This window comes from Campylobacter sp. VBCF_01 NA2 (assembly GCF_027797205.1).
Taxonomy (GTDB): Bacteria; Campylobacterota; Campylobacteria; order Campylobacterales; family Campylobacteraceae; genus Campylobacter_B.
This window is the reverse complement of the sequence record NZ_CP115607.1, coordinates 157624-170639: the sequence shown is the minus strand read 5'-3', so window position 1 is coordinate 170639 and position 13016 is coordinate 157624. Positions and strand designations below refer to the sequence as shown.

11 protein-coding genes and 2 pseudogenes are annotated in these 13016 nt (G+C 39.5%); all 13 read right to left on the bottom strand.

What is annotated here, in order from left to right:
• Positions 1 to 10: 10 nt before the first annotated feature.
• Positions 11 to 232, bottom strand: a complete 222-nt coding sequence (locus PF027_RS00955; RefSeq protein WP_270858399.1) for a DUF4006 family protein — start codon at positions 230 to 232, stop codon at positions 11 to 13.
• 10 nt (positions 233 to 242) lie between these two features.
• Complete coding sequence (locus PF027_RS00950; protein WP_270872132.1) at positions 243 to 1094, bottom strand: c-type cytochrome; 852 nt, start codon at positions 1092 to 1094, stop codon at positions 243 to 245.
• Between the two features lies 1 nt (position 1095).
• Positions 1096 to 1314 (bottom strand): cytochrome c oxidase, cbb3-type, CcoQ subunit, encoded by a 219-nt coding sequence (locus PF027_RS00945; protein ID WP_270858401.1) that lies wholly within the window; start codon positions 1312 to 1314, stop codon positions 1096 to 1098.
• 10 nt (positions 1315 to 1324) lie between these two features.
• Entirely contained in the window at positions 1325 to 2017 is a 693-nt protein-coding gene (gene ccoO / locus PF027_RS00940) for a cytochrome-c oxidase, cbb3-type subunit II (RefSeq protein ID WP_270858402.1), read from the bottom strand.
• Positions 2018 to 2027: 10 nt separating this feature from the next.
• Positions 2028 to 3479 carry a cytochrome-c oxidase, cbb3-type subunit I gene (gene ccoN, locus PF027_RS00935; RefSeq protein ID WP_442867883.1) on the bottom strand — a complete coding sequence of 484 codons (1452 nt, stop codon included), beginning with the start codon at positions 3477 to 3479 and terminating at the stop codon, positions 2028 to 2030.
• A 182-nt stretch (positions 3480 to 3661) separates the two neighbouring features.
• Positions 3662 to 3910 (bottom strand): annotated as a pseudogene (locus PF027_RS08240) (helix-turn-helix domain-containing protein); the annotation flags it as partial.
• Between the two features lie 138 nt (positions 3911 to 4048).
• Positions 4049 to 4294: pseudogene (locus PF027_RS08235) on the bottom strand (response regulator transcription factor); the annotation flags it as partial.
• Positions 4295 to 4413: 119 nt separating this feature from the next.
• Positions 4414 to 5076, bottom strand: coding sequence for a sulfite exporter TauE/SafE family protein (locus tag PF027_RS00925; RefSeq protein WP_270872131.1), 663 nt, complete (start codon positions 5074 to 5076; stop codon positions 4414 to 4416).
• Positions 5073 to 6191 carry a glutamine-hydrolyzing carbamoyl-phosphate synthase small subunit gene (gene carA / locus PF027_RS00920; RefSeq protein WP_270864827.1) on the bottom strand — a complete coding sequence of 373 codons (1119 nt, stop codon included), beginning with the start codon at positions 6189 to 6191 and terminating at the stop codon, positions 5073 to 5075. Before carA ends, PF027_RS00925 begins: the two co-directional genes overlap by 4 nt.
• On the bottom strand, positions 6188 to 6739 hold the full coding sequence (locus PF027_RS00915) for a DUF507 family protein (protein ID WP_270858407.1): 552 nt from the start codon (positions 6737 to 6739) through the stop codon (positions 6188 to 6190). Before PF027_RS00915 ends, carA begins: the two co-directional genes overlap by 4 nt.
• A gap of 12 nt (positions 6740 to 6751) precedes the next feature.
• Complete coding sequence (locus PF027_RS00910) at positions 6752 to 8002, bottom strand: adenylosuccinate synthase (RefSeq protein WP_270872130.1); 1251 nt, start codon at positions 8000 to 8002, stop codon at positions 6752 to 6754.
• Between the two features lie 2 nt (positions 8003 to 8004).
• On the bottom strand, positions 8005 to 8862 hold the full coding sequence (locus PF027_RS00905; RefSeq protein WP_270872129.1) for an ATP phosphoribosyltransferase regulatory subunit: 858 nt from the start codon (positions 8860 to 8862) through the stop codon (positions 8005 to 8007).
• A complete protein-coding gene (locus tag PF027_RS00900; protein ID WP_270872128.1) occupies positions 8859 to 12968 on the bottom strand; it encodes a sensor domain-containing diguanylate cyclase in 4110 nt (1369 codons plus the stop codon). The genes PF027_RS00905 and PF027_RS00900 overlap by 4 nt, the downstream gene beginning before the upstream one ends.
• Positions 12969 to 13016: the final 48 nt, after the last annotated feature.

The following is a 13016-nucleotide window of genomic DNA, read 5'->3' as shown; positions in this document are numbered from 1 at the left end:
GCATCACTCATCACTTATCCTTTATCACAAATACTTTTTTTTGCGTATCGACTGAGCTTTTTTCGCTTACAGAGCTAATATCTTTTAGCTCATAAGGCTTATCCATGACGGCTTGCTGTGTCTTAATGCCAAGGCAGGTAAGGCATGCAAGAATCGCCAGCAAAAGCGCAGTTGCGATTAGCATTCCAGTTACGCCATTTAGCGCAAAAACCGATCTTTTTACATTTTCCATAATCGCCCCTTTATTTGATAGAGTTGATATACTCGCCAACGGCGCGTTTTTGCACATCGTTTAAACGCCCGTCATCAAAGGCTGGCATTGTGCCGATGAAGCCTTTTTTGCCACGATTTAGCACATCGACGCTAAATTCAGCCGAGCCGTATTTGCTAAGATCTGGCGCTGAGCCGTCCATACCCTTGCCGTCATCACCATGGCAAGCAGCGCAAGTAGGCCATAGCTCTCTACCTTTTTCAACCAAATTTTCATTTTTTGTAGCTTTTAGGCTAGAAATTTCTTTTGCCATAAATGCCGCTACTGCTTTTGCGTCCTCAGGGCTAACCATACCTGCTGGCATTTCGCCAAGTGGATAATTTAGGCCTTTTGAGCCTTTGTTGATAGCGTCAATTATACCAGCTTCTTTGCCCCATTTAGTAAGGTCAGCAGACTCGCCATCGATTCCATCGCCGTCAAGTCCGTGGCATTGTGAGCATTGCACCAAATACACCGATTCGCCCATAGCTTTTAGCGTAGTGCTATCAGCGTTTGCATAGGTTTTTTCAAATTTAGCGTTGTGTTCTTTTACCTCATCGTTATACTCGCCGATTTGTGAGTAAGAATTTAGCGGATAAGCGATGAAAAAATACACTAACGCATAGACAAACATCAAAACAAAACATATAGCCCAGCCTTTTGGCAAGCCATTTTTTAGCTCGGCAATTCCGTCAAAATCTTCGCCAGTTGTCTCAGTGGTTTCGTTTAAGCTTTTACTTTGACCAGCATATTTTTTAACGATAAAAGCCGTAACTGCGACAAGTATAAACGACGCTATCAGCGCCGCAACATTAACATTATCGCTTAAATTTAGCCATTTCATATCATTTTCCTTTTTCTTCTTTCGTAGGTGTGCGAGACTCTATGATTTCACTGCCAAGCTCATCATCAAGCGCCAAATTTGCATACTTTTCGTAGTTTCTGCGCCCTGTTTTTTCAGAGTGTTTTAAATGAAACCAGTATCCATAAACTCCAAGGCAGGCCAATATGACAAAAGCTATAAAGCCATAAGCTTGTAACTCTCTAATGAAATCAGCACTCATCGCAAACCCCCTATTTTAAGCTATTTAAATATGCTATTAACGCAACGATTTCGCGTATTTCGCCGTTTTTAAATGCCGCTTTGACATCTTCGTCGCGCATATCATTAACGATTGCCTCAGCCTCTGCCATCATTTCAGCTTTATAGCTTTCGAAATTTGACATAGCGTCCTTGCTAGGATCAGCTTCGAGCTTTGGTGCGCCAGCTGTATCATAAGGGACATTGAAGGCTTTTTTAATCGTCAAAGCCTCAGCATAGGCTGTTTGCATATCTGCGTTTTTCTTAAACATAGATTTGTATGCAGGCATGATTGATTTGCCGACTAGGACTTTTGGATCTTTCATGTGAGTTTCATGCCAGCCTGTGGTTCTGTTGCGTCCGACCCTAGCAAGATCTGGACCAGTTCTTTTCGAACCCCATAAAAATGGTCTATCATAAGCAAATTCACCACTTTTTGAATAATCACCATATCTGTCAGTTTCTGATTTAAACGGACGGATAAGTTGTGAGTGGCAGGCATTACAGCTCTCTTGGATATAGACATGGCGACCAGCGAGTTGCAAAACAGTATATGGTTGTTTGCCCTCAATTGGACGAGCGCTATTAGCAAAATCTGGCAAAATCGTAACGATACCAGCATAAGCGATGACTACAAAAACACCAACCGCAAAAAAGAACGGATTTTTTTCTAACCAACTAAACATCTTTCTCTCCTTACGCAGCCATAGGTGAAGCGCTTCTAGGCTCTTGGTCTAAGCTTCTGCCTGCGCGAATAGACATCAAGATATTATATACAAACATACACAAACCTATGAAGTATAATAAACCACCAATCGCTCTAATCCAATAATAAGGAACTAGCGCGCTAACTGTATCTATAAATGAGTATAGCAAGTTGCCATAATCATCAGTTGCTCTCCACATCATACCTTGTGTGATACCAGCAATCCACATTGAGCTGAAAAATAGCACAACGCCTGTTGTTTGGATCCAAAATTGAGCTGTCATTAAAGATTTTGAATAAAGCTCTCTTTTAAACATTCTAGGCACCATGTGATACATAGCAGCGATTGTCATAAATCCAACCCAGCCAAGTGTGCCGTCATGAACATGTCCTGGGATCCAATCTGTAAAGTGCGCTAGGGCATTTACTGATTTGACAGAAAGGATTGGACCTTCCAAAGTAGAGAATAGATAGAAAGTAGAAGCCAAAATCATAAATTTGATTAGCGGACTCTCTCTTAGCTGATTCCACTCGCCTCTCATTGTAAGGAGCATATTAATACCTGTTCCCCAAGATGGCAAAATCAAAACGACAGAGAAAACCGAACCCATTGTCTGAACCCAATCAGGAACTGGTCCATGGATAAGGTGGTGACCGCCAGCCCATAGGTAGATAAACATCAATCCCCAAAATGAGAACAAAGATAGTTTGTATGAGAAAATCGGCTGACCGCTCTCTTTTGGCAAGAAATAATAAATTTCGGCGATAATCGCTACGGTAAATACAAACGCAACGGCGTTGTGACCGAACCACCATTGAACCATAGCGTCGTTTGTGCCAGCATACATTGATACAGAGTGTATCCAGCTACCCATGCCAGTAAGCAATCTAGTTGGGATTTCCATGTTGTTAAACAAATATAGCATAGCAACGCCAAGGAAGGTAGCGATATAATACCAAACAGAGATATAAAGCGTTTTTTCGCGTCTGATACCGATTAGACCAAAAATGCTAATTCCCCACAAAACCCACACGACAACAACCAAAATATCGATAGGCCACTCTAACTCAGAATACTCTTTTGATGTTGTTACACCAGCCAAAAGCGAAACCACAGCGAGTAAGATGATTAGGATATAAATCACAAAGTGCAATTTACCCACGCACATCAAAAATTTTGATTCGCTCATCGATGCTTTTAAAACTCTCTGTCCTACATAATACCATGTAGCCCAAATTCCAGATAGCATAAAACCATAAATGACACCATTTGTGTGTAATGGTCTAAGTCTGCCAAATGTACCATACTCTCCAAGCAAGTAGTTAAGATCTGGATATGCTAGCTGAAATGCTATAAGCGTGCCTATAAGCATACCGATGATACCAAATGCAAGAGTAGAATACAAAAACAATTTTGCCACTGTATAATCGTAGCTTAGCATCTTGCCACTGCGTAATGCCTGTTCAGGATTCATAAAACCCTCCTTTAAAATTTGGTTAAAAGTCGAGAAACTTTATGGAGGATTATAAGAGTTAATAAGTTTTAAAAAGCTTAAATTTGACTTTTTATTAACTTTTTGTTTGCAAAAGTTTTAAACTTGTGACATTTTTATCAACTAAAATTTTACTCTTTTTTAGATTCGATTTTATAGCCCAAACTTGGGATATTTTTGATAACATCTGCGCCGATTTTATCTCGAATTCGTTTGATAAAAGTTCTGATTGCCACATCTGAGACTGAGTTGTCGTTCGCCCAAACATATCGTTTAATCTCTTCGTGCAAGACCAAAGTATCGATTCGCGAAACCAAAAGCGAAATGAAGGCTAACTCTTTTTTCGTAAGCGAAATTTCCTCTTCGCCGTGAGTTAAGACCCTTTTTAGCGGATCAAAACTATATCCGCCTGAAATTTCTACCACGCTACTAACGCTAAGTTTCGCGCTCATTAGGCTTTTTATCGCTTCTTTAAATTCTTCCATATCAACTGGTTTTATAAAGTATTTGGCTACACCTGCCTCGATTGCGCCTAAAAGCTGAGCCTTCTCGCTAAATCCGCTAAGCACGACAACTGGGGTATCTGGGGAGATTTGTTTGATTTGGCGTGTCATTTCAAGCCCGTCTTCGATAGGCATCAAAATATCCGTAACGACCAAATTTGGATTGTATTTTTTAAATTTTTTAAGTCCCTCTACGCCGTCTTTGGCCTCATAGACATTTTTAAAAATCCCTTCAAATGTATTTCTTAGAGAGTTTCTCATCTTACTCTCATCTTCGACCAACAATATGCTTAAATTTTTTAAAATATCACTCATAAAACGCCCCTTAAAATGTAATTTGTCATTTTTTCAAAATTTAACTTATATAAGACTTAAAAAATTTATCTTGTGAGAATAAATCCACAATAAGCCCAATAAATTCCAAAAATAATTATGATAAATGAAGAGATATAAAGCATAGCGCGCGAAAATTTTGCGCTGATGAAATTCGCCACGCCACCAAAAGCTAATAGCGCAGGCAAGGTAGATAATCCAAAAACCGCCATTACAAGCGCGCCCTGCATGGCATCGTGGCTCATTATCGCCATGGCTAGATAGGTATATACTAGCCCACATGGCAAAAGTCCGTTTAAAAACCCAAGCAGACAAAACCCCAAAATATCCTCCCTGCCAAGGGCGAATTTCATTGGTTTGGCTAAAAAAAGATTATAAATTTTTTGATTTTCGATAAATTTTAAAAGCACGCCCCGTTTTAATAGCGCAACGCCAAAAATAATCAATAAAATTCCCACGCAAAACTGCATAAAACCAGCTGTTTTATCGCTAAAAACTATAACCGAGCCAAATGCCCCACCAAGCGCGCCAAGCATGATATAAGCGAAAATTCTGCAAATTTGATAAACAAGCGAGAAAAAAAACGCCCTAGCCCTGCTAAGGCTAGCTAGTTTTGCATTATAAGCTATCACAAAGCCCCCGCACATGCCAATGCAGTGCGTCAAGCTCAGCATTAGCGTGGCGGGTATGATAGCAAAAAAACTAATCATAAAATTTCTAAAAATTCTTTGAAAATGTATTTACTTTCGTTTGGTCCGGCACTCGCTTCTGGGTGGTGTTGGACTGAAAAAACAGGGTAGTTTTTGTATCTCACGCCCTCAATCGTGCCGTCAAATAGATTTCTGTGCGTGATATCGCAAATCTCAGCTATGGATTCTGGCACATTATAATTGTGGTTTTGCGCTGTGATTTCGATAGATTTGTTAAACAAATTTTGCACAGGGTGATTTGCGCCGTGCTGGCCAAATTTGAGTTTGTATGTCTCATAGCCCATAGCGTTTGAAAGCAGCTGATGACCAAGGCAAATGCCAAAAATCGGAATCCTAGCCTCGATTATCTCTTTGATTTGCGCGATTTCGTCTTTTAGCATTTTTGGCTCGCCAGGGCCGTTTGATAAAAATACGCCGTGAATTTCGCCAGAGTTAAATTTATCAATCAGCGTTTTTGCCTTAGTATTATACGGGAAAACCTCCACGCTAAGGCCTAAATCGCAAAGCTCATTTAGGATATTTCGCTTTACACCATAATCCATTACAGCAATTTTTTTGCCATTTTTTTTCGGCGTGCTATAAGCGCCCTTGACTGCATCCCAATGGCCTTTTTCATGGATATATGGGGTTTTGGTGCTTACAATGCTGACATAATTGACCTCTTCAATCCTAGCTGAGTCTTGAAGAGCTTTTTTCAAGGTTTCCTTGTCACTGATTTCAGTCGAGACAAAAACCCGCAAATTTCCCTCATCGCGAAGCATTTTTGTAAGATATCTCGTATCTATATCATATACGCCAAATTTGCCGTTTTTGATGAAATACTCTTCCAAATTTTGCTCGGATCTGAAATTTGAGGGAGTGTTGTTAAACTCGCGGATAAAAATTCCGCTAGCGTGGATTTTGCCACTCTCCTCATCGTCGCTGTTCGTGCCTACAATGCCGATTTCTGGCATAGTGAATACTATAAACTGCCCAGCATAGCTAGGATCTGAGATGATTTCTTCATATCCTGTAATAGAGGTGTTAAATACAAGCTCGCCAAAGGCACTTCCACCCTTGCCAAACGCCTTTGCCTCCAAAAACACGCCGTTTTCTAAATAAACATACGCTTTCACAGCATACCTCTTTTTTTAAGCTCTTTTTCGTAAGTTTGCGCAAACACAAGCTCGTATTCCTCGGTGCCTGGGATTAGCTTTTTTCCATGTCCTTGCATGAGTTCATAGACATCTTCTTCGATTTTTTTGTAAATTTTCAAATACCCCTCGATTGAGTTGTAAATTATAGTTTTGATGCGATTTTCGCTCACTTGATAATCTACTAAATTTTTCTTCCAAATTGTCTCTAAAATTTCATGCGAAATATTTGAGTATCTATCCTCGAAAATCAGCTCGAAATTCTCTTGTGCGGCAAGCTTGCGCTTGATGAGCCAAAACATATCTTTTTTATTTACATTCATTTCGTCAAATTCATCGATTCTCTCGTCCATTAGCTCGTTAGCGCGCTCGTCTATGGCTTTTTCTTTTTGCAAATCAGTTTTGATGATTTCTGAGGCTACCTTGGCTATGGGCTCGACGCCAGAGCTAAGTGTAACCATGCCAGAATTTAATATATCTATCGCAATTTTTTGCGCTATGTATGGAACATGTGCTAGTTGTATTCGCATTATCCGCCTTTCTTATAATATAATTGTATCTGTTCGCTCAGGGCTAGTAGAGATAAACCCTACCTTTGTGCCTGTTAGTTCCTCGATTTTTCTAATATAATTTTGCGCATTTTGTGGCAAATCTTCAAATTTTTTGATTCCTTTTACGCTATCCCAGCCCGGCATTTCCTCATATACAGGCTCTACCACGCCAAGCTCGATTGGGAAATAATCAATCACTTCGCCATCTATTTTGTATGCTTTGCAAATTTTAATACTCTCAAATCCGTCTAAAACATCGAGTTTCATAAGGGCAAATTTATCAATTCCGTTGATTCTAGATGTGTATTTCGCCGCTACACCGTCAAACCACCCACATCTGCGTCTTCTACCTGTCGTAGTGCCAAACTCATGTCCGATTTCGCAAAGCCTATCGCCATACTCATCTTTGGCCTCTGTTGGGAAAGCACCATTTCCTACGCGCGTAGTATAGGCTTTGACGATTCCGATGACCTCGCCAACATCTTTTGGCGCTAAACCAAGACCTGTGCAAGCCCCAGCTGCGATAGTCGAAGAGCTAGTTACATACGGATATGTGCCGTGATCGATATCTAGCAAGCTTCCTTGCGCCCCTTCAACTAGGACTTTTTTATCATAATCAAGCGCCTTCCAAATCATATTAGTTGTGTTTGCGATATATGGTTCTAGCACAGATTTGTAGCGTTTGATTTCCTCGTAAATTTCCATTTTATCAGGAATTTTGATATTTAAACTCTCAAAAAGTTGCGCTCTGCTCGCAAAATCCCTAACCAAAGCTTCTGTTAGTTTCTCTGGCTCTAAAAGCTCGATTATACGGTGTCCTGTGCGCGAAATTTTATCCGCATACGCAGGTCCGATACCCTTGCCTGTGGTGCCAATAGCCTTATCGCCTTTTAATTTTTCCTTAGCTTGGTCGATTAGCGAGTGATACTCTAAATTTAAAAACGCCTTTTCGCTGATAAAAAATCTACCCTTCAAATCCCCAAATTGCGCCATTTCAGTGATTAAAACATCAGGGTTAATGACCACGCCATTTCCGATGATATTTATGATATTTTTGTGCAAAACACCGCTTGGAACTAGGTGAAGCGCGTATTTTTCGCCATTTACGATGATTGTATGACCGGCGTTGTGTCCGCCGCAACTTCTGCATACGAAATCGTAATTAGCACTAATCATATCTACGATTTTACCTTTTCCCTCATCGCCCCATTGAGCGCCTACGATTACATCAACCTTACTCATGTTTAATCCTTTATCATTAATTTTTCTATCAATGCATCAACCAAAAGTGCAAAACCACTCGACTTCAATCCGTCAATCTCATAATTTCCGCCATTGCAAAGCACGCTATTTTCGTCTAAAAATCTAAAAAATAGCGCCTTGTAATAGCGCATTTTTGAATAATACAAAAGCGAAACTCTGATATTTTTATACTCTACGCCTAAATTTAAAATTTCATCTAAACAAGGCCTGATCTCCTCTGGGACGATTTTTCGTAAATTTTCCACATCGCCCAAATTTGTCGCGCGCGCTGTTTTACCTAGCCAGTCGCAGTTTTGAGCCAAAATCGTCTCGATCTCGCCCTTTTCAAAAATGCTAATTGGCAAATTTAGTATTTCGCAAATTCGCTTTGGAATTTCAATATTGCTTAGTTGCAAAACAGGTTCTAAGCTAAATTCTCTAAAAATTTGTATTGCGATTTTTATCGCCAAGGCAAGGTTGCTCTCATCTATTAACTCTGCGCCGATTTGGTAAAATTCCTCGCTAGGATATTTAAATGTAGGCTGGATATAAAAAAGTCTTTTTAGGCTTTCATCTTTTAGTCTTCGGCGCACGATTCGCACGACATCGACCGTGCTATCGGCACGGAGTGCGATTTCGTGGTTGCTAGGATCGGAAAATTTCAAAAGCTTCGCCCCAGCCACACTCAAATGCTGATGATACGAAAAATACGGCGTGAGAATTTCGCTAAATCCGTGACTTTCTAAAATTTTGCTAGCTTTGTTTTCGAGTTCTCTTTTTAGTTTTGCGCTTGTGCCAAAATATAGGCGCGAACCATTTGGTATTTCGTGATCAAAGTCCGCACTGACGCTATTTATCATGATTCCTCCAAATTTAGTATAAACTTATCTACTCGCGCTTTGTATTTTGTAATGAAGTTTTGTAAATCTTCAAATTCAAGCGCAAGAATATCCAAAATTTGCTTATTAATTTCTGTATTTAGCATAAATTTATGGCTTGTGGATTTTTCGATTCTGGTTTTGATCTCTTTGATTTCTTCTTGGAAAACTTCGAAGCGAAGATCAGTGATATCGCCGTGTTCTGCGTTTTCTAAAAATTCAAGCGCGATATTTTTGTAATCAAGGGCAATCAAAAAGTTTTCAAACTCATCTTTTGTGATTGGTTTAGCGCCCTTGGCCTCTTTTAGCTTGGCGATGATAGCGGTGATTTCCCTTCTATCGACGGCTTTTCCGAGGAAATTTCCTTGCATAAAATTAAATTTGAAATTTTTAAGCAAACGGCGTGAGAGCGCGTTTTCGATACCCTGCGCGCCTAGTTTTTCAAATTTCAATTCGCCGCGCAAGTATTTCACCAAATCTAGCAGATTTTTTATACCTTCGCGCTTTTTGGCGACATCTAGGCAGAGCCTCATATCGATTTTAATGATATCAAAAGGCATACCTTTTAGGTATTTTGAATTTTGGTGATTTGCATTATTTAGAGCAAATTTAATGCCAAAATCAGCGTATCTTTGTCTAATGAGTTTAAAATCAGCCGCAGTTCTGTCGTTAAAATCGGTGATTTCAAACATAAATAGCTCAGTCTTTGGCGCGTATTTTTCTATCGCGCGCGAAGCGAAATGGTAAAATTCATCGCTTTTTAGCACTTCTAGGCTGATATTTATCGAGCAGAGAGAATTTGTCTCTTTGTTAAATTTCAGCATTTGGGTAAATGAAAATTTAGAGATTAAAATTTCAAGTTTCGGCTCTCTGATATCAAATAAAAAGTCGCTAGGCAACAAAACGCCCAAATTTTCGCGTCGCCATCTTAACAAAAGCTCGTAGCCGTAAATTTTGTCTTTATCGTCAATGATAGGCTGATAAAGCATGAAAAATTCGTTGTTTTCGATAGATTTTTTCAGCCTTTCCTCGCTGATTTGCAAATCGTCAAAATTCTCTTTATCAAAGATACAATATCTATTTTTTCCGCTCGTTTTAGCGCGATACATCGCTCTATCTGCCCTGCTTAAAAGCTCGTTAAAATCGATTTCTTCGCTTCCGTCGTAAAACGCCGCGCCCACGCTCACGCTCGCGCTTACCTCGTTGCCATCAAGATTAAATTTTTTATTCGCAATTCCTAAAAGTCGCTCTAATAGCGCGTGCGCTGCTTTTTCGTCTTTCAAATCCCCGATAATCGCGCCAAACTCATCTCCGCCAAGTCTGGCTAAAATATCGCCCTTGCGAAGTAGGTTATTCATAGTCTTGCTGACCTCTTGCAAAAACAAATCCCCCACATCGTGGCCGAAATTATCATTAATCGCCTTAAATCCGTCAAAATCTATAAATAGCACAGCCGCAAGCTTGTTTTGTTCCTTTGCCGCGCTTAGATACTCGCCCGCTGCGTTCATAATGTAGATTCTATTTGGCAAGCCTGTAAGCGCGTCGTGGTGAGCGATTTTGACAAGCTCGCTCTCTTTTTTCTTAATCTCAGAAATTTCGTTAAACATTAAAATATAGTTGCTTACCACGCCAAATTCATCTTTTATCGCGATAGCCGAAAACAGCGCAGGGAAATCATCGCCGTTTTTCTTGACGCAGTAAATTTCATCTGTATAGCTTAGGCTCTCTTTGTCTAGTTTTTCCTTGATTTCGCCCATTATACCGCCGTCATGATCGACTCTGAAATACTCTGGCACCTCGCCCACGACATCGGTTTCGCTAAATTGCATAATCGTATAAAATGCCCTATTTGCGCGGATAATCCTACCGATATCATCTGTGATGACAATCGCTTCTAACGACCTTAAAAATACATTTGAATTTAGATTTAACTCAGCTTCAATGTCTTTTTTAGCAGTGATATCCTCGATAGTAGCGACGATTTCTTCGGCACCGCCACTTCTTTTTTCTTTTTTGCTAGCATATCCTTGTAGGCTAATCCACGCGTATTTTAGCTCGTCGTTATCGCTTAGCTCGTCGTTTAGCTTGATTCTGATTTCGCATGAAATTTCATCACTTATGCCTAGCTTGCATTTGTTAAGTTCGTCGTTAAATTTCTTTAAATCCACATAGTAAATTTTCGCTACGAAATCGCCTATACTCATCTCTGTATCGACGCTAGCTTCCTTACTACCTAAAATCTCCATATACTCTTTGCTAAGCATGATTTTTTTGGCTAGCAAATCAATCGTGCATGGGCTATACGATCTGGTTTTTAAAAGCTCTTCGTTGCTTTTCATATCTGATTTGAGTTTGTTGATTTCCATGAGCTTATCGTGTATGTTGGTAAAATACATAACGACTTTGCGCTCTTTTTTATACAGACAAATCGTAATCTCATAAAACGCCCTAATCGAATTTCTATGCAAAATCGGATAAACCCGCTTTGTAACCTCGTTATTTTGCCTAGTATCGCTCATAAGGTTTCTTAGCTCGTTTTGCAAAGAATCGGCGTCGCTTTTTTGAAATAAGCTCCAAAAATATGTTTTGCCCTCTAAAATTTGAGTATTTTCATATCCCCAAATTTCACGCGAACTAGCGCTGACATCGATTATTTCGCCACCTTTGATGACTACGGTTACGATTGGGGCGTCATTTAGATATTTATACTTCTCTTTGGTATCGGTGTAAAATTTGCGGTATTTTGAGGCATCAAGTAGGACATAAAGCACCAAAATATCCTCGCCATTGCGCACAAAGGTCTTTTTGATATACATATCCTTTTTGCCGTTTGGGGTATCGTGCGTGTGGATAACATAATTTTCTTTGGTGTAAAGTGAAATTTGGCTTTGGCGGGCGTTTTCATACAACGAAGTCGCTTCTAGTGTAAAGATATTTTTGCCCACGATATCATCGCCGTAAAGCTCCTTGGCTCTAAGGCTAGCGTTGTTTATCATGCCATTTGTGTTTTCGACGCTAAAAATCATTAGCGAGCTTTTTTTCAGCGCGTCGATAAATGTGAAATCCACCTTGCTAGCCCTGCCCGAATACTGCACGCTTTCATCGAGTTTTTGCGCGATTTCTAAAATTTGATCTAGCGCGCCCATGGTTTCGATTTTACTCGCCGTGGCCTTATAAACGCCACCTGAAACAGAGCTGTGAAGCAGGTGCAAAGGCTCGAAAATTCGGCGTTTTAAAAATTTGTAATTTGTCAAAGTGATTAGCAAATACAAAAACAAAAACCCAAGCGCTAGCAAAACCAAAAGGTTTTTTAAGCTTAGATATTCTTTTAAATTTTTGCTTATCATTATGAAATTGTTTGAATCGTCAAATTTCTCAAAATAGACAAACTTGCGCTCTCCAAGGCTTTTTAAAATTTTGAGTTTTTTCTCGCCTTCGAAATCAAATCTATTTGTATAAAGTGCGAAAATATCGTTTGTGATATTAAAAATTTCGCCCTCTTTGTTAAAAATCAAAATTTCGCCAAGGCCGGTAAATTTGTCATTTAGCGAGGTTGTGTTTGCAAAGGCTATCAAAAATGTATTTGCCTCGACCTTTTGGATCAAAAAATATCTATTTGCGCCATTAATCTGCATGAAGCGCGATATATAGCGGTTGTCTTTGATTTTTGAGATAAAATTGTCAGGCCTAAGTTCGCCCAAATTTGCCATAGCAGAATCATTAAAATAAGAAGCTATAACCTCGTCTTTATTACCCACAGCCCTGACATAAAAAATCGCGTCGAAATTTTGCTTTTGCGAGGCTGTATGCTCGATGAGACGGAAATACAAGGTTCTTCTTGCATACTCGTTTTCGGTTTTTAAACCTTGATAGGTTTTAAGGTTTTCAGATAAAATTTGAAGTTCGCTAAAAAGCTCAGCGTTGCGGTCTTTTACAGCATTTTTTGCTACGCTTAATTTGGTAGAAAGCTCGGCTTGGATATTTGAGCCCACAAAGCCAAAAATGCAAAAAACAAGCGCAAAAATAGCCAAAATTCCAAGAATCAAAGCTATAAAAAATCGTTTGGTTATTACTCTTTTATCTTCCATTTTTATGCCAAAAATTTAAATTTTTCGCGCCATTTTAGCAAAAAAGTG

Coding starts and splice junctions, on each gene's coding strand:
- PF027_RS00955 (WP_270858399.1), bottom strand. CDS start 232: ATGGAAAATGTAAAAAGATCGGTTTTTGCGCTAAATGGCGTAACTGGA.
- PF027_RS00950 (WP_270872132.1), bottom strand. CDS start 1,094: ATGAAATGGCTAAATTTAAGCGATAATGTTAATGTTGCGGCGCTGATA.
- PF027_RS00945 (WP_270858401.1), bottom strand. CDS start 1,314: ATGAGTGCTGATTTCATTAGAGAGTTACAAGCTTATGGCTTTATAGCT.
- ccoO (WP_270858402.1), bottom strand. CDS start 2,017: ATGTTTAGTTGGTTAGAAAAAAATCCGTTCTTTTTTGCGGTTGGTGTT.
- ccoN (WP_442867883.1), bottom strand. CDS start 3,479: ATGCTAAGCTACGATTATACAGTGGCAAAATTGTTTTTGTATTCTACT.
- PF027_RS00925 (WP_270872131.1), bottom strand. CDS start 5,076: ATGATTAGTTTTTTTGCTATCATACCCGCCACGCTAATGCTGAGCTTG.
- PF027_RS00915 (WP_270858407.1), bottom strand. CDS start 6,739: ATGCGAATACAACTAGCACATGTTCCATACATAGCGCAAAAAATTGCG.
- PF027_RS00910 (WP_270872130.1), bottom strand. CDS start 8,002: ATGAGTAAGGTTGATGTAATCGTAGGCGCTCAATGGGGCGATGAGGGA.
- PF027_RS00905 (WP_270872129.1), bottom strand. CDS start 8,862: ATGATAAATAGCGTCAGTGCGGACTTTGATCACGAAATACCAAATGGT.
- PF027_RS00900 (WP_270872128.1), bottom strand. CDS start 12,968: ATGGAAGATAAAAGAGTAATAACCAAACGATTTTTTATAGCTTTGATT.